The following is a 15061-nucleotide window of genomic DNA, read 5'->3' as shown; positions in this document are numbered from 1 at the left end:
CTGTAGGCCATTCAGCACTCGTTTTTGCTTTCACCAAAAAACTTAGAATCATACTCAAATAGATATAAGGGGACTTTAGAGTGAACAAGTCGGAACTGATTGATGCTATCGCTGCATCCGCTGATATCCCGAAAGCTGCTGCTGGCCGTGCGCTGGACGCTGTAATCGAATCCGTCACTGGCGCTCTCAAGGCTGGCGACTCCGTAGTTCTGGTTGGTTTCGGTACTTTCTCCGTGACTGATCGTCCAGCTCGCATCGGTCGTAACCCACAGACCGGTAAGACACTGGAAATCGCCGCCGCTAAAAAACCAGGTTTCAAAGCCGGTAAAGCGCTGAAAGAAGCTGTCAACTAAGTTGATTCAGGTTTTACCTGTCCGGGTCGGGCTCAAGCCTGACCTGGCAGCGGAGCGGTAGGCCAGCCGGCAGATTGCCGGTCCGAGACACCAAGGGTCGCAAATTCGAATTCTTGGTCCGCTTCGCCAGTTACGAGAAGGCGCATCCTCGGATGCGCCTTTCTTCTATCCGGATTCTACCCACGCTCCACGGTTGCCTATTTTTGAAGTTCAACCGTTTCTGGGGGACGCATGCTGCAAAATATCAGGGACAATTCACAAGGCTGGATTGCCAAGACCATTATCGGGGTCATCGTTGTACTGATGGCCTTGACCGGTTTCGACGCCATCTTTCAGGCTACGACGCACAAGAATGATGCGGCCAAGGTCAATGGCGACGAAATCAGCCAGAACGAGCTGAGCCAGGCGGTGGATATGCAACGCCGCCAGCTCATGCAACAGCTCGGTAAGGATTTCGATGCGTCCTTGCTCGACGAAAAAATGCTGCGCGAAGCGGCCCTCAAGGGTCTGATCGATCGCAAGCTGCTGCTGCAAGGCGCGGAAAAATCCAAGTTCGCTTTCTCCGAGGCGGCGCTGGACCAGGTGATTCTGCAAACGCCTGAATTCCAGGTGGACGGCAAGTTCAGTCCGGAGCGCTTCGATCAGGTCATTCGTCAGCTGGGCTACAGCCGCATGCAATTCCGCCAGATGCTGGCTCAGGAAATGCTGATCGGTCAGTTGCGCGCAGGTCTGGCCGGCAGCGGTTTCGTCACCGATGCCCAGGTTCTGGCTTTCGCCCGTCTGGAAAAACAGACCCGCGACTTCGCGTCCATCAACGTCAAGGCTGACCCGGCAGCGGTCAAGTTGACCGACGATGAGGTCAAGGCCTACTACGACGAGCATGCCAAGGAATTCATGACACCTGATCAGGTGATCATCGATTACATCGAATTGAAGAAGTCGTCCTTCTTCGATCAGGTCGCCGTCAAGGATGAAGACCTGCAAGCGGCGTATCAGAAAGAAATCGCCAACCTGTCCGAGCAACGCCGGGCTGCGCACATTCTGATCGAAGTGAACGACAAGGTGACCGAGGCGCAAGCCAAGGCCAAAATCGAGGAAATCCAGGCACGTCTGGCCAAGGGTGAGAAGTTCGAGGCCCTGGCCAAGGAACTGTCCCAGGACCCAGGCTCGGCGAACAACGGCGGTGACCTCGGTTACGCAGGCCCTGGCGTCTACGATCCTGCGTTCGAAACCGCGCTGTACGCGCTGGCCAAGGATCAAGTGTCCGCGCCGGTTCGCACCGACTTCGGTTTCCACCTGATCAAGCTGCTGGGTGTCGAAGCGCCAGAGGTTCCGACCCTCGCCAGCCTCAAGGACAAACTGACCCGCGAGCTGAAAACCCAACAGGTCGAACAGCGTTTCGTCGAGGCGACCAAGCAATTGGAAGATTCGTCGTTCGAGTCCTCCGACCTGGCCCAGCCGGCGCAGGACCTGAAGCTGACCGTTCACACCTCCAAGCCGTTTGGCCGGGAAGGTGGCGAGGGTGTTGCCGCCAACCGTGCGGTGATCGCTGCTGCGTTCAGTCCTGAAGTGCTGGATGAGGGTGCCAACAGCACCGCCATCGAACTCGATCCGGAAACCGTGATCGTGCTGCGCGCCAAGGAGCACCTGAAGCCTTCGCAACTGCCGCTGGAAAGCGTGTCTGCCGCCATCCGTGGCCAGCTGACCAAGGAGCACGCCAGTGCTGATGCCAAGACCCGGGCTGACAAGCTGATCGCCGACCTGCGCGATGGCAAGGCGCCACTGGACAAGGCCATCGACGGTCAGAACTGGAAGGTCACCGCCACTGCAACCCGCGCTCAGGAAGGGGTTGACCCGGCTGTGTTGCAGGCACTGTTCCGCATGCCGAAACCGGCTAGCAAGGACAAGCCGACCTTCAGCAGCGTGACCCTGGCCGATGGTAGCCTGGTGATCGTGCGCCTGAACGCTGTCAACGAAGCGGCCGCTCCGACCGAAGAAGAGAAGGCGCAATACCGTCGCTTCCTTGCGTCGCGCATTGGCCAGCAGGACTTCGCGGCGTACCGCAAGCAGCTGGAAACCGAAGCGGACATCCAGCGCTACTGAGGCCTGGCTGAGTTTCCCGCACCCTGAAAACCCCGGTCGAAAGACCGGGGTTTTTTTGTGGGCCCAGGAAGAACAGGCCGATGCTGTCTGTCACCTGAAGTTTTTGTCGAACGACTTTTTGCGGTAAATGTCGGTCAGTACACTGTAACTGTTTCAAGACACTAATCGATGCGACGCTAAGCAACGATCTGTTGCACAATACGCGTCGGACCGTTTTCATCAGGATGCTCAATGTTTAAATCATTTCCCGTACGGGTTGTCGGGCTGGCGTTGGTGCTGGCCGCCGCAGCCGGGTGCTCGTCGAAGAAAGCCGCCATCTATGAGCATGAGAACTTTGATGATTCCGGTACCTTTTCGCGTAACTACCCGGTCACCGACAAGCAGAGCTGCGAAGCCGCCCGTCGCGCATTGCTCAGTCAGGGTTACATCATCACCAGCAGCGATCCGAAACTGATTGCCGGTCACAAGAGCTTCCAGCAGACCGGCGAGACGCACATGGAGATCAGCTTCAGCGTGGTGTGTGCCGACGACGGCAGCGAAGGGCATCACGCGACCATGTTCGCCAACGCCCTGCAGGACAGCTACGCACTGAAGAAGACCAACAATTCCGCCAGCCTGGGCGTGGGTGTGCTGGGGTCCGTGTCGATGCCGATTGGCTCGTCGGACGATTCGATGGTCAAGGTGGCGAGCGAGACTGTCTCGTCGGCCAAGTTCTACGAGCGCTTCTTCGCCCTGGTCGAGTTGTTCCTGCCGGCGGAAGCGAAGAAAGCCGCACACATCGTCGAGAAGCCGAAAACCGATCTGGGTGTGCCTGAACCCCAGGCTGCCCCGGCCCCCTTGGCGCCAGCGCCGGCACCTGCTGCCGAACCGACGCCGACGCCGACCCCGGCCCAGGAGCCTGCTCCGGCAGCGACCCCGGAGCCCGTCTCGCAACCGGTTGCAGCGCCACCTGAGCCCGCCCCGCTGACCCCGGCGCAAAGTACCGAGCCAGCCCCGTCGTCGGAAACCGTCACGCCACCCCCTCAGTCGGACCTGCCGCCACCGAGCGAACCGATTCCCGCCCTGTGATCGGCCGGTAGAGTTGGCCCGCCGTCCCGGGATCGTCTGACGGGCCGCGATCCCGGCACGCGTTCAGGCTTGATCCTGGTCAAGCCCGGCCCATTCCCGCGCTCTGTCGTGAAAAAATCCTGTGATAAATTCCTGACTCGCTGCTACGTTTTATTCAGTAGCGACGAAGCGTCGCGTGCGTCATTTTTCTTTCACGCAGGCACTTTATGCTCAAGAGACTGGTCAGTTGATCAGGTTATTTATCAGGAGGATTCGAAATGGACGATTATCAGGAAGAGCTGCTCGAGTACCAGGCGTTCGAACTCGACCCACTGGAGCCGGCCGAAGACGCTACCGAGCTGTAAGCGTCAGGCGGACTGGCGGTGACTGCGGCGGAACTCGCCGGGTGTCTGACCGCTCCATCGTTTGAATGCGCGTTGAAACGCTTCGGCTGAGGCAAAGCCCAGCAGGTAGGCGATTTCACCGAACGCCAGTTCGGTATCGCGAATGTAGGTCATGGCCAGGTCGCGACGGGTGTCGTTGAGAATGGCGCGAAACTGCGTACCTTCCTCGGCGAGTCTGCGACGCAAGGTCCAGGTGGGCAGCTTCAGGCGTGCCGCCACTTCTTCCAGGTCGGGTTCCCGACCGCCATTGAGCAACGGGCCCAGTAACTGAGTGATGCGTTCACGCAGGCTGCGGGTGCGTGTCAGTTGCTCCAGTTCCCGTTCACACAATTGCAGCAGGTGTCGCCAGGTACTGGGGCAGTGCACCGGGTTGCGCTGGGCGAGGGCGGCCAGGCCCAGGCGCAACTGGTTCTGTTCGGCGTCGAACTGGATCGGACAATCCCCGAGTACGGCATAGGCCTCGCGGTAATCCGGTTCAGCGAATTCGATCTCGATGCGTTCGGCGCGCAGCGGCGTGGCGCTGACGCTGGACAATTGCTGCAACCAGCCGGCGATGATCGAATCCACCACGAAGCGGTTATAGGCGTTGTACGGGCTGATGGAGTAGAAGCGCAGCCAGGCCCCCTGGGCGTCTTCATGAAAGCTCGATTGGCCGCGGTAGTTTGAGCCGTACAGGGCTTCGAAACGAATCAGGCAACGTGCCGCTTCCCGGACCGTCGGCGCCTGGGCGGCGGTGACCCCGGCCAGACCCGCCTGGCTCAGGCGGCTGAGCTGGCCCATGCGCAAGCCCAGACCCGGGTTGTCGGTCAGCTGAATGGCGCTGTGACCCAGGCGCATGTAGCGGGGGATCGACAGGCGCGCGCAGGCTTCGCCCAACCGGGCCGGGTCCAGGCCGTATTGTTCGAGCAACGGCTGCGGGTCGATGCCGTGGCTGCGTACCGCATCGGCCAGGCTGTGAACAAAGCCGACCGAGAGGTCGCCCAGGCGCATCGGTGTAGGTTTCATCGATTACAGCCACAGGTTCAGCAAACGCGCACCACGCACGGGGTCGCTGGCGAAATGCTGTCCATTGCGGCTGAGGAAACTTTGCCCGGCGCTGCCCTGGTCCCAGAACTGTCCACGCAGGAACACGCTCATGCCCGCGATGGCCTGGCTGCCCGGTTGCGTGGTGAGTGTGAGGCGGTGCCAGGCCTGGCCTTCACTGACTTCGCCGGCCTTGAGGCTGACAGCGGCGGAGGTCAGGTCCTTCAAACCGCGCCAGGGTTGATCCCACGTTCCGCGCCCGTTGACGAACGCTGGCACGGCCACCAATTGTGCACCCTGAGCGTCGAGCTGGCGGTAGTTGTCGGGGTACCAGCTGTCGCGACCGATCAGCACGCCGAGGCGCCCGGCGGGGGTATCGATGACCGTCAGCGATGGCTTGCCAGGGGGCGTTGTCTCATCGTTGCGGGCGAACACCGGGTGCATCTGGCGCTGGGGTTGGCCAATCGGTACACCGTCGCTGCCAAACACGATGCTGCTGTTGTACAGCGCGCCTGGGCCGACTTTCAGGGTGCCGTCGATGACACTCGGCTCGGGCAGCACGATGGAGCCGGCGACCAGCGTCACATGAAACTCTTTCGCCAGGCCACCGAACAGCGCCTGGTAATCCTTGGCCATGCCTTTGGCTTTCATGCGCAAGTGCGCATCATCCAGGCGGTTTTCACCGCGGGCGCTGATCAGGGCGCGCAAGAACTTCACGGGGTTGCTCACCGCCAGCCAGTTCATGGCTTCCTTGATGGTATTGGCCTGGTACAGCTCGTCTTTTTCACCGCTGACCATCAACCAGGTGCCGACGTGTTCGGGCAGTACGACGATGGTTTTCTCGTTCAGCAGGCCCTGCGCCTGGGCTTTTTGCAGATAGGCCGCGAGTTTGCGGTGCAGGCGGTCGGGGCTCTGATAGTCGGTGGGAAACAGTTCCGGCTGGATGCCCAGCAGGTTGCCACGGTCGGCAGGCGTGCCCTGGTCGATGGCCAGGTCGATCCGCAGGTCCGACAGGTAATGCCCCGCCGGACGATCCGCGGCCCACATGGCGTAGGTCGTCAGGACGGCGATCAACGCCATGGAGAACGTCAGGTACAAAAGTTTGCGCATGGGAAAACAGTCTACAGCCGTGTACAGGGTGGATGATTTGGCATTCAGCGTGGGTTCGAGGCTACGGTAAAACAACGGCTTAGGGGGAGATCCAGCCCTGTTTTTTTCATTTTTTTTGTTGTGCGTGCACATTCCGTGAACGACCGGAATCCAGTGTGGGAGCGAGCCTGCTCGCGATAACGGCTGTACAGGCACTGCGATGCTGGCTGTCAGCCCGCTGTCGCGAGCAGGCTCGCTCCACCGATGGTTTCAGTCGTTCGCACACCGGTTCAGTGTGGGCGCTGCTGCGGCTTGATCGCCAATGTGCTGAATTCGTCATTGTCCCTGCCTAAAGCGATCAAGCCTCGGCGCGGCGAGTGAGCCAGTCTGGACGGTCTGTTCAAGGAGTGGATTATGATCCGACTGACCCTGGCCGAGGCTCGCGAGCTGGCCGAATCGATCTTGCTGCACAACGGTTTCAACCTTGCCCACGCCCAGGCCGTGTCCGCCACGGTGATTGCCGGCGAGCGCGATGGTTGCGCCTCCCATGGCCTGTACCGGGTGCTGGGCTGCGTGAATTCGCTCAGAGCGGGCAAGGTGGCGGCCGCTGCCGAGCCGCAGGTGATCGATCAGGCGCCGTCGATCGTGCGTGTCGATGCCGCCGGCGGGTTCTCGCAGCTGGCGTTCCAGGCCGGGCTGCCGTTGCTGATGGAGAAAACCCGGGCCAACGGGATTGCCGCGCTGGCGATCAACCGCTGTGTGCATTTTTCTGCGCTGTGGGTCGAGATCGAGCAACTGACCGCCGCCGGGCTCGTGGCCCTGGCCTGCAACCCCAGCCATGCCTGGGTCGCGCCGGCGGGTGGCCATCAACCGGTGTTTGGCACCAACCCCATTGCGTTCGGCTGGCCGCGTCCGGGCAAGGAGCCGTTTGTCTTCGACTTCGCCACCAGTGCGATTGCCCGGGGCGACATCGAACTGCATCGACGCGCGGGCAAGTCGATTCCCGAGGGCTGGGGCGTCGACGCGCAGGGGCAGCCGAGCACCGATGCCAACGTGGTGCTCGATGCCGGCGCGATGCTGACGTTCGGTGGGCACAAAGGCTCGGCGCTGGCGGCCATGGTCGAACTGATCGCCGGGCCGTTGATCGGCGACCTCACCAGTGCCGAATCACTGGCATACGACGCTGGCAGCAAGTCCTCGCCTTACCATGGCGAACTGATCATCGCTTTCGATCCACAGCGTTTTCTCGGTGAGGCCAGCGGGCATCACCTGGCACGGGCCGAAGTGTTGTTCGAGAGCATCCAGGGCCAGGGCGCACGGTTGCCGTCGCAGCGGCGGTATGAGGCGCGCGCGCGCAGCCTGGTGGAAGGCGTGCAGATCCCCGAGGCGTTGTATCACGATCTGCAGGCGATGCTGGGATAGGACGGGTCGGGAGGAGAAGAGAGCGCCACCGATTGGCAGTGGCTGGCGCTCAGGCAGACTCCTGCGATGAAGGCATGTGATATCGGCTGCGGGAGCCCGTGAACCGGCTCCCGCAGGGTCGCACGTCAGGCCAGCGAACCGTCCGGGCGGGTGGCACCCGCCGCGTTGCCGTTGACGGCGGCGACGCGCGCGGCGGACTCGCTGTCGACCAGATGCAGCGACTTGCCACGGGTTTCCCGAGTCAGGCCGACGGCGACGATGGAGATCAGCGAAGCGGCGACCAGATACAACGCGATGGGTGTCGAGCTCTGGTACTTGTTGAGCAGGGTGATGGCGATCAGCGGCGCGAGAGAGCCGGCGAAGATCGGCGCCACCTGGTAGCACAGCGACAACGCGGTGTAGCGCACGTGGGTCGGGAACATTTCGGCCATCAACGCCGAGTAGGGCGCGTAGGTCATCGACTCGATGGCCAGGCCCAGGGTGATGGCGGCCATGATCAGCCAGGCGTTGCCGGTGTCCATCATCGGGAAGCCGACGAAGCCCCAGAATGCAGTGAAAACCGCGCCGGTCAGGTACACCGGTTTGCGCCCCACCAGGTCGGACAGGTAGCCCATCAGCGGAATCATGAAGAAGTGCAGCAGGTGGGCACCGAACATCAGCAGCAGAATTTCCGTCGTGTCCTTGTGCACCACCAGTTTCAGGTAAGTGATCGAGAACGTCACGACGGTGTAGTAGAGGATGTTTTCGGCGAACCGTGCGCCGATGCCGACCAGCACCGAGCGCCAGTGGTGGCGCAGCACTTCGACGACGCCCAGTTGCTGTTGTTTGGTCTGCGCCTGACGGGCCTGGGCTTCCTTGAAAATCGGTGCGTCATCGACGCTGGTGCGAATCCAGTAGCCGATCAACACCACGACCGCCGAGAACCAGAACGCCACGCGCCAGCCCCAGGCGAGGAAGGCTTCCTCCGACAGGTTCGACGACAACAGCAGCAAGGCCACCGTCGCCACCAGGTTGCCCGCCGGTACTCCGGCTTGCGGCCAACTGGCCCAGAAGCCCCGGCGATTGTCCGGGCAGTGCTCGGACACCAGCAGGATCGCACCGCCCCATTCGCCACCGAAGGCGAAGCCCTGGATCAGTCGCAGCAACACCAGCAGCACCGGCGCGGCGTAGCCGATTTCGTTGAAGCCGGGCAGGCAACCCATCAGGAAGGTGGTGATGCCGACCACCACCAAGCTCAACTGCAGCAGGCGCTTGCGCCCGAACTTGTCACCGTAGTGACCGAACACCAGGCCGCCCAGCGGGCGGGCGAGGAAGCCCACGGCATACAGGGCAAAAGCGGCGATGATGCCGTCGATGGCGCTGCCGGTCTGGCGGAAGAACAGCTGGCCGAAGACCAGTGCCGAAGCGGTGCCATAAAGGAAGAATTCATACCATTCGGCGACGGTGCCGGCCATGGCGGCGGCCACGACACGCTTGAGTCCCGAGGGTGTGGTTGCGCTTGAGGCGTGTTGAGTGTTGGGCATGCTGACGTTTCCTGTAGCGGCGCAAAAAAACAGGCAACCGGGCCGGGTCCGCGAGGACCCGCCCGGCAATCACTCAGAGACCGACGTCCGGCAGGTGCGGACGGTTGGCCAGGGCCTTGGCCATGATCTGCTCGACGAACACGCGATCGGCTTCCGGCAGGGCCAGGCGTGGTGGGCGGGTCAGCGCGCTGCCGCGACCGGCGATGGCTTCGCACAACTTGATGCATTGCACCAGGTCGGCGCGGGCGTCCAGGTGCAGGATCGGCATCAGCCATTCGTAGATCGGCATGGCTTCTGCAAAGCGACCGGCCTTGGCCAGGCGGAAGATGGTTTCGCCTTCTTTCGGGAACACGTTGGACATGCCCGATACCCAGCCTTCGGCGCCCACGGCGATGCTTTCCAGCACCACGTCGTCGAGGCCGGCGAACAGCACGAAACGGTCACCGACTTCATTGCGCACATCGATGAAGCGGCGGGTGTCGCCCGAGGAATCCTTGAAACACACCACGTTGTCGCAGTCGGCCAGGGAAATCAGGATGTCCGGGGTCACGTCGTTTTTGTAGATCGGAGGGTTGTTGTAGACCATCAGCGGCACGTCGGCGTTTTTCGCCACGTAGCGGTAATGCTCGGCGGTTTCGAACGGCTTGGAACCGTAGACCAGCGCCGGCATCAGCATCACGCCATCGACACCGACCTTGCGCACCGAGTTGGCCACCTTGGCCGCTTGCACGCTGGTGAACTCGGCCACGCCGCAGATCACCGGCACACGACCGCGCGAGGCATCGACCGCCACTTCGGTCACAGCGATTTTTTCTTCAGCGGTCAGCGAGGTGTTTTCACCGACCGAGCCACACACCACCAGCCCCGACACGCCGTCACGAATGACGTTGGAAATCACCTCGTGGGTTTTTTCCAGGTTGATCGAGAAGTCGTCGTTGAATTGAGTGGTCACGGCAGGGAAGACGCCACTCCAGTTAATACGCTTGCTCATTGTTGCCTCCGGGTTTGTTAATTGTATTTCGTATACGATATTTAAAATGAAAAGAATCGGCTAGTGCTATTTCGGTTTTTTCAGGATTTTCGTGGGCCGTCGGCCCGGCTGAGCAGCGCGGCTGCGTTCAGGCGCCGGGCCAGGTGTCCGAGAGCCGGTAGCCTTCAGGCCATGGATCGCTCGGGTCGAGCAGCAACTGGTGAGTGCCGGTGACCCACGCCCGCCCGGAAATGCACGGGTAGATGGCGGGGCGGCCCGTCACTTCGGTCAGCGAGTCAATGCGGCAGTGGAATTCGGAACCGATGATCGAGCGACCGATGAAGCGATCACCCACCTGCATCAAGCCCTTGGCCTGCAACACCGCCATGCGTGCCGAACAACCGGTGCCAGTGGGCGAGCGGTCGATCTTGCCCGGTTGAATCACCACCGCGTTGGCGCCGGTGGCGATGCCGTTCTCGTGGACCAGGGGCGCCGCGATCTGGCAGAAAGAAATGTGCGACCACTCCGGGTTCAGCGGGTGGGTAAAGCCCAGCTGCTCATTGGCAGCACGGGTGATTTTCAGCCCGACCGCCACCAGGTCGGCGGCTTCATCGGGGCGGATGGCGAAGCCTAGGCCCTGGGCGTCGACGATGACGAAACTGTCGCCGCCATAGGCGGTGTCGACCTTGAGTGCACCGAGCCCTTCCACCTCGATCCAGGCGTCCAGGCGATCGGCGAAGGACGGCACGTTCTTGACCTCCACCCGCTCGACCTTGCCATCACGGCAATCGGCCACGGCTTCGATCAGGCCTCCCGGCGCTTCGAGCACCAGCCGGGTCTGCGGCTCGGTCATCGGCAGGATGCCGGTGTCGAGCAATACCGTGGCCACGCACAGGGAATTGGAGCCGGACATCGGCGGTGTGTCCGCCGGCTCCATGATGATCCAGGCCATCTGGGCGCGAGGGTCCTTGGCCGGCACCAGCAGGTTGACGTGGCGGAACACGCCGCCACGGGGTTCGTTGAGCACGAAGTTGCGCAGGGTTTCATCCTGCGCGATCCAGCGCGACTGTTCCCACACGGTGGCGCCGGGCGGTGGGGCGACGCCGCCGACGATCACGTCGCCGACTTCCCCTTCGGCGTGGCAACTGACTACGTGAATCACTTTCGATGAGCGCATGGTTTGCTCCTTGGGTTGTCTGTTTGGGCACTATCGCGAGCAGGCTCGCTCCCACCGGTCTTCTGTGGATCGGAAATTTCGATCCCACCGCAGATCCATTGTGGGAGCGAGCCTGCTCGCGATGGCGTCACCGCTATTTCACCGACTTGAGAAACGCCGCCGTCTCGGCGTGCACGGGGTTACCGATCACCTGGTCGGGCGCGCCGATCTCATGCACCAGACCGTTGCGAAAGAACGCCACGCGGTCGGACACGTCCCGGGCAAAACGGATCTCGTGCGTCACCAGCACCATGGTCATGCCGTCTTCGGCGAGCATGCGCATGGTGTCCAGCACTTCGCCGACCAGCTGCGGGTCGAGGGCCGAGGTGGCTTCATCGAACAGCATGTAGTCCGGCGACATGGCCAGGGCGCGGGCGATGGCCATGCGCTGTTGCTGGCCGCCCGAGAGCTTGCCGGGGAACACTTTGAGTTTGTCGCCCAGGCCGACGTGGGTCAGTTGTTGCACCGCCAGTGCCTCGGCTTCGGCCTTGCTCTTGCCGAGTACCTTGCGCGGCGCCAGCATCACGTTTTCAAGGACGGTCAGGTGCGGGAAGGCGTTCCATTGCTGGAACACGATGCCGATCTTCTGCCGCAGGCGATTGAGGTCGGTGCCACGCTGGTGCACTTCGACACCGTCCACGCGGATGCTGCCTTTCTGGATCGGCTCCAGGCCATTGATGCACATCAGCAGGGTCGATTTGCCCGAGCCGGAGCCACCGATGATGGAGACCACTTCGCCCTTGTTCACCGTCAGGCTGACACCCTTGACCACGTCGAGGTCGCCAAAGGATTTGTGTACGTTGTCGATCTCAATCATTTTCCTGCCACCTTGTTTCCAGACGAGCGCCGAGGCGTGCGACCACCAGGCTCATGACGTAGTAGATGAGGCCCGCAATGCACAGCACCAGCAGCGGTTCCTGGATGCGGGTCACGATGGTTTGCGAGGCGCGCAGCAATTCGACGATGCCGATCCACATCACCAGCGCGGTGTCTTTCATGACGCCCAGGACCAGGTTCAGCCAGCCGGGAAACGCCACCCGCGTGGCCATCGGCAGGACGATCCAGCGCAGGTCCTGGAAGAAACTCATGCCCAGTGAGCGGCTGGCCCGGCGCAGGGTCAGCGGCACCGAGAGCACGCCGCCGCGCACGATCTCGGTGAAGTACGCCGCCGCGTAGACCCCGAGCACGATGCAGCCGACGCTGAAGGCGCTGATGTTCAGGCCGGCGATGCTCTTGAGCGAGTTGAACAGCACGAACTGGATCAACAGCGGCACGCTGCGAAACACGTCCAGCACCCAGGCCAGTGGCAGCGTGGCCCGTGGCAACAGGGCACGCAGCACACCGAAAAGCAGCCCTGCGAACGTGCCAAGCAGGATGGCCCAGCAGGTCAGTTGCAACGTGACCCAGGCGCCGTTGAGCAGGAACAACAGATCGTTCCAGGTAAAGCTGGTGGAAAGCATGGTCACGTCCTCAGTAACGGAACAACCGCCAGGCCATCAGCCGGGCCGTCGCGACAATCGCCTTGGCGATCAGGTAATACAGCACCGCGGCGATGGTGAAATATTCGAAGGTGCGGAACGTCTTGACGTTGTAGTCCTGGGTCACGCCGGTAAGGTCGTTGTTGAGCCCGACGATCACGCCCAGCGAGGTCATCAGCACCGCCCAGACCATCTGGTTGCTCAGGGGGTAGAACACGATCCGCAGCAGTTGCGGGACGATGATCAACCGGTAGGCCTGGAAGGCACTCATGCCCAATGAGCGAGCCGCGCGCACTTGCGTGCCGGGCACCGCCTTGAGCCCGCCACGGAAGTTTTCCGCGAGGTAGCCTGCGTTGTTGAAGGTGATCCCGGCGAGCAGGGCGATCCAGGAACTGACGTGCAGGCCCAATGAGCCAAGGCCGAAGTACAGGATGTAGATCTGGAACAGCGACGGGGTGTTGCGGGCGATCGAGACCCAGCCGTTGCCGATACCGCGCAGCAGCGGCTGTCTGGTTTCGCGCATGACCGTCAGCGCCAGGGCGATCAGCACGCCGAAAATCATCGACAGCGCGGCGGTCTCGAACGTGACCCAGGCGCCGGCGAGCATGTCCGGCAGGGCGCGCAGGGTGGCGCGCCATTGGAAGGTGTAGTCAAACATGCGCAGGGCTCTCCATCGGCAGGGCGGGTTGCAGCCAGGTCGGCAAGCGTCCGCTGGCGGCGCCAGTGCAAGCGGCGTCGACACATTCGGCGAGGCTGGCGAAGTGCACCGCGCGCCCCACCAGACCCGGTGCGTAGTGGGCGTATTTGCCCGAGTTGGTCATCAGGGTTGTGGCGCCCGGCGGGATCACCGGCTCACCGAGCATGCACCAGCAGGTATCGGTCACCAGGGTCGCGCCGAACGCTTCGATCGCGACGAGGTGCCCGGCTGTGCGGGCCTGTTCCAGCACCGCGCGACCGCAGGTAATGGCCAGCGCCACATCGGGGTGTTTGCTGCGGCCACGACACAGGCGGGCGAGGTGGGCGAACTCGCCGAGTGAAAAGTGCGGGTTGCCCAGGGACACGATGCCCACCCGCAGGTCCTGGGCACTGTTGAGTTCGCGCCAACTGAGCAACAGGTCCTGCAACCGGATCTTTTCCACAGGCAGTGGCGTGTCCGCTTCCAACACCTGCGCCGGGTCCAGGGCTTCCGGAGTGACCCCGGCGATATGGAACAACGGTGCGGCGGACGTGGTGGCGAACGCCGCGCCGAAGGCTTTCAGGTCGTCGAGGTTCGGCGCGCGCTGCTCCAGCCCGAGCACCAGCGGGATCCGGCTGCCGGCGAGGGCACCGATGTGGTAACCGAGCAAGGGATAGAACGCATCGTCGAGTTCACTCAACGGCGGTAATTCGATCAGCAGTTGCGCCTTGCGGTGCGTGTCCAGATGACAGCCGATCAAGGGCGCGCGGCCGGTCAGGGCGATGCAGATGTCCAGGTAGTCCGGGTATTTGAGGGTCCGTGCGCCGAGCACGCTGTTGGCGTAGACCACCGCATTGGATTCGGCCCAGACGATCTGCTCGCCGGCCTGGGGCGCGCTGTCGAGCAGGTACGGGGCGCAGGTAAAACTCAGCTGCGCTCCCATCGCCATGTACGCATCACCCAGGGCACTGGCCGGCTCGCCGAGCGCCGGGTCGATGCCCAGTTCGCGCCAGCGACGCTGGTCCACGGAAATCGAATTGAGGGTGGTGGGAACGCGAACCTTCGCGCCCCACTGCACCAGTCGTTCAGCAAAGCGCAGGCTCGCAGGCCCGGTGTAGATGCAGCCGTCGATGTGCGCCTGGGTGATATCCATCAGCCGCGGCGCGCCTTGCAGTTCGGCCATGCGCAAGACGATCTGCATCGCCATCTGCGCGGCTTTGCCGTGCGCGCCGTCGAGCAGTGCACGGTCGAGCGCGCTGAGTTCGAGCACCTCGCTGGGTTCGTCGGTCGGTGGCGCAGCGGTTGCTTGCCAGGTATCGACGGGCACGTGATCGAACAGCCTCAGCGCAGTATTCTCAAGGCGGGCAAAGGCTTTGCCGCGCAAGGCGGCGAAGGCCTCCCGGCCGATGCACAGCACCGGCAGGGAACGCCCGAAAATGGTCTGCGCCACCAGCACGCCCAGGGTCAGGATTTCATCGGCTTCGGCCAGTACCAGCGCGGCCGGTGCATGGCCGTTGCTGATCAGCTCCATCAACACGCTGCTGCCGGTGCACGAACCACGTCCGCTGGGAATGGCCAGCACACGCCCGGCCAGGTGTTCGCCGCAGAGCGGGTGGTGACGGTCGATCACCTCACCGCTGCAAGGGTCGACTCCGCCCCAGAAACTCAGCCCGACATCGGCGAACAGCAAGGCGCCCTGGGCGCTGCCCGGGATCAGGCTGCGACCTTTGAGAGCATTGGACCCAGGCATGCCGGAC

At 62.7% G+C, this 15061-nt stretch carries 13 protein-coding genes; 4 read left to right on the top strand and 9 right to left on the bottom strand.

Annotation, left to right across the window (positions count from 1 at the left end; all coding sequences use genetic code 11):
* Positions 1-80 precede the first annotated feature (80 nt).
* The 3 genes from ACM6IM_RS17455 to ACM6IM_RS17445 all read left to right on the top strand — a co-directional run bounded on the left by ACM6IM_RS17455 (position 81) and on the right by ACM6IM_RS17445 (position 3524).
* Positions 81-353, top strand: a complete 273-nt coding sequence (locus ACM6IM_RS17455) for an HU family DNA-binding protein (protein WP_002552737.1) — start codon at positions 81-83, stop codon at positions 351-353.
* Between the two features lie 231 nt (positions 354-584).
* A complete protein-coding gene (locus ACM6IM_RS17450; protein ID WP_414865829.1) occupies positions 585-2456 on the top strand; it encodes a SurA N-terminal domain-containing protein in 1872 nt (623 codons plus the stop codon).
* Between the two features lie 231 nt (positions 2457-2687).
* On the top strand, positions 2688-3524 hold the full coding sequence (locus ACM6IM_RS17445; RefSeq protein ID WP_414865828.1) for a DUF2242 domain-containing protein: 837 nt from the start codon (positions 2688-2690) through the stop codon (positions 3522-3524).
* Positions 3525-3871: 347 nt separating this feature from the next.
* On the opposite strand, the gene ACM6IM_RS17440 is transcribed toward ACM6IM_RS17445, so the two are convergent.
* Together ACM6IM_RS17440 and ACM6IM_RS17435 are read right to left on the bottom strand one after the other, a co-directional pair.
* Entirely contained in the window at positions 3872-4912 is a 1041-nt protein-coding gene (locus ACM6IM_RS17440) for an AraC family transcriptional regulator (protein ID WP_414865827.1), read from the bottom strand.
* A 3-nt stretch (positions 4913-4915) separates the two neighbouring features.
* A complete protein-coding gene (locus ACM6IM_RS17435; RefSeq protein ID WP_414865826.1) occupies positions 4916-6040 on the bottom strand; it encodes a carbon-nitrogen hydrolase family protein in 1125 nt (374 codons plus the stop codon).
* A 393-nt stretch (positions 6041-6433) separates the two neighbouring features.
* On the opposite strand from ACM6IM_RS17435, the gene ACM6IM_RS17430 reads away from it, so the two are divergent.
* Entirely contained in the window at positions 6434-7441 is a 1008-nt protein-coding gene (locus ACM6IM_RS17430) for an Ldh family oxidoreductase (protein WP_414865825.1), read from the top strand.
* A gap of 125 nt (positions 7442-7566) precedes the next feature.
* Here ACM6IM_RS17430 and abaF read toward each other — a convergent pair whose 3' ends face one another.
* The 7 genes from abaF to ACM6IM_RS17395 form a co-directional block, all read right to left on the bottom strand.
* Positions 7567-8964: a fosfomycin efflux MFS transporter AbaF gene (gene abaF, locus ACM6IM_RS17425; RefSeq protein WP_414865824.1), complete on the bottom strand. Its 1398-nt coding sequence runs from the start codon at positions 8962-8964 to the stop codon at positions 7567-7569.
* 73 nt (positions 8965-9037) lie between these two features.
* Positions 9038-9955 (bottom strand): dihydrodipicolinate synthase family protein, encoded by a 918-nt coding sequence (locus ACM6IM_RS17420; RefSeq protein ID WP_192304513.1) that lies wholly within the window; start codon positions 9953-9955, stop codon positions 9038-9040.
* A gap of 127 nt (positions 9956-10082) precedes the next feature.
* Entirely contained in the window at positions 10083-11111 is a 1029-nt protein-coding gene (locus ACM6IM_RS17415; RefSeq protein WP_414865823.1) for a trans-3-hydroxy-L-proline dehydratase, read from the bottom strand.
* 133 nt (positions 11112-11244) lie between these two features.
* Positions 11245-11967: an amino acid ABC transporter ATP-binding protein gene (locus tag ACM6IM_RS17410; RefSeq protein ID WP_192304509.1), complete on the bottom strand. Its 723-nt coding sequence runs from the start codon at positions 11965-11967 to the stop codon at positions 11245-11247.
* The gene (locus ACM6IM_RS17405; protein ID WP_192304507.1) at positions 11960-12610 is read right to left on the bottom strand and encodes an amino acid ABC transporter permease; all 651 of its coding nucleotides are present in this window, start codon (positions 12608-12610) and stop codon (positions 11960-11962) included. Before ACM6IM_RS17405 ends, ACM6IM_RS17410 begins: the two co-directional genes overlap by 8 nt.
* Before the next feature lie 10 nt (positions 12611-12620).
* Positions 12621-13286 (bottom strand): amino acid ABC transporter permease, encoded by a 666-nt coding sequence (locus tag ACM6IM_RS17400; RefSeq protein WP_201190871.1) that lies wholly within the window; start codon positions 13284-13286, stop codon positions 12621-12623.
* The gene (locus tag ACM6IM_RS17395; RefSeq protein WP_414865822.1) at positions 13279-15054 is read right to left on the bottom strand and encodes an aconitase X; all 1776 of its coding nucleotides are present in this window, start codon (positions 15052-15054) and stop codon (positions 13279-13281) included. The genes ACM6IM_RS17400 and ACM6IM_RS17395 overlap by 8 nt, the downstream gene beginning before the upstream one ends.
* Positions 15055-15061: the final 7 nt, after the last annotated feature.

Source organism: Pseudomonas sp. IT-P12 (genome assembly GCF_949767465.1).
GTDB lineage: Bacteria > Pseudomonadota > Gammaproteobacteria > Pseudomonadales > Pseudomonadaceae > Aquipseudomonas.
Note: the sequence above shows the minus strand (reverse complement) of the source record. Positions and strands in the feature narration are given on the sequence as shown.

Bases quoted from the DNA above. Each gene is read 5' to 3' on its own strand.
- ACM6IM_RS17450 (WP_414865829.1), top strand. From the start codon at position 585: ATGCTGCAAAATATCAGGGACAATTCACAAGGCTGGATTGCCAAGACC.
- ACM6IM_RS17445 (WP_414865828.1), top strand. From the start codon at position 2,688: ATGTTTAAATCATTTCCCGTACGGGTTGTCGGGCTGGCGTTGGTGCTG.
- ACM6IM_RS17440 (WP_414865827.1), bottom strand. From the start codon at position 4,912: ATGAAACCTACACCGATGCGCCTGGGCGACCTCTCGGTCGGCTTTGTT.
- ACM6IM_RS17435 (WP_414865826.1), bottom strand. From the start codon at position 6,040: ATGCGCAAACTTTTGTACCTGACGTTCTCCATGGCGTTGATCGCCGTC.
- ACM6IM_RS17430 (WP_414865825.1), top strand. From the start codon at position 6,434: ATGATCCGACTGACCCTGGCCGAGGCTCGCGAGCTGGCCGAATCGATC.
- abaF (WP_414865824.1), bottom strand. From the start codon at position 8,964: ATGCCCAACACTCAACACGCCTCAAGCGCAACCACACCCTCGGGACTC.
- ACM6IM_RS17420 (WP_192304513.1), bottom strand. From the start codon at position 9,955: ATGAGCAAGCGTATTAACTGGAGTGGCGTCTTCCCTGCCGTGACCACT.
- ACM6IM_RS17415 (WP_414865823.1), bottom strand. From the start codon at position 11,111: ATGCGCTCATCGAAAGTGATTCACGTAGTCAGTTGCCACGCCGAAGGG.
- ACM6IM_RS17410 (WP_192304509.1), bottom strand. From the start codon at position 11,967: ATGATTGAGATCGACAACGTACACAAATCCTTTGGCGACCTCGACGTG.
- ACM6IM_RS17405 (WP_192304507.1), bottom strand. From the start codon at position 12,610: ATGCTTTCCACCAGCTTTACCTGGAACGATCTGTTGTTCCTGCTCAAC.
- ACM6IM_RS17400 (WP_201190871.1), bottom strand. From the start codon at position 13,286: ATGTTTGACTACACCTTCCAATGGCGCGCCACCCTGCGCGCCCTGCCG.
- ACM6IM_RS17395 (WP_414865822.1), bottom strand. From the start codon at position 15,054: ATGCCTGGGTCCAATGCTCTCAAAGGTCGCAGCCTGATCCCGGGCAGC.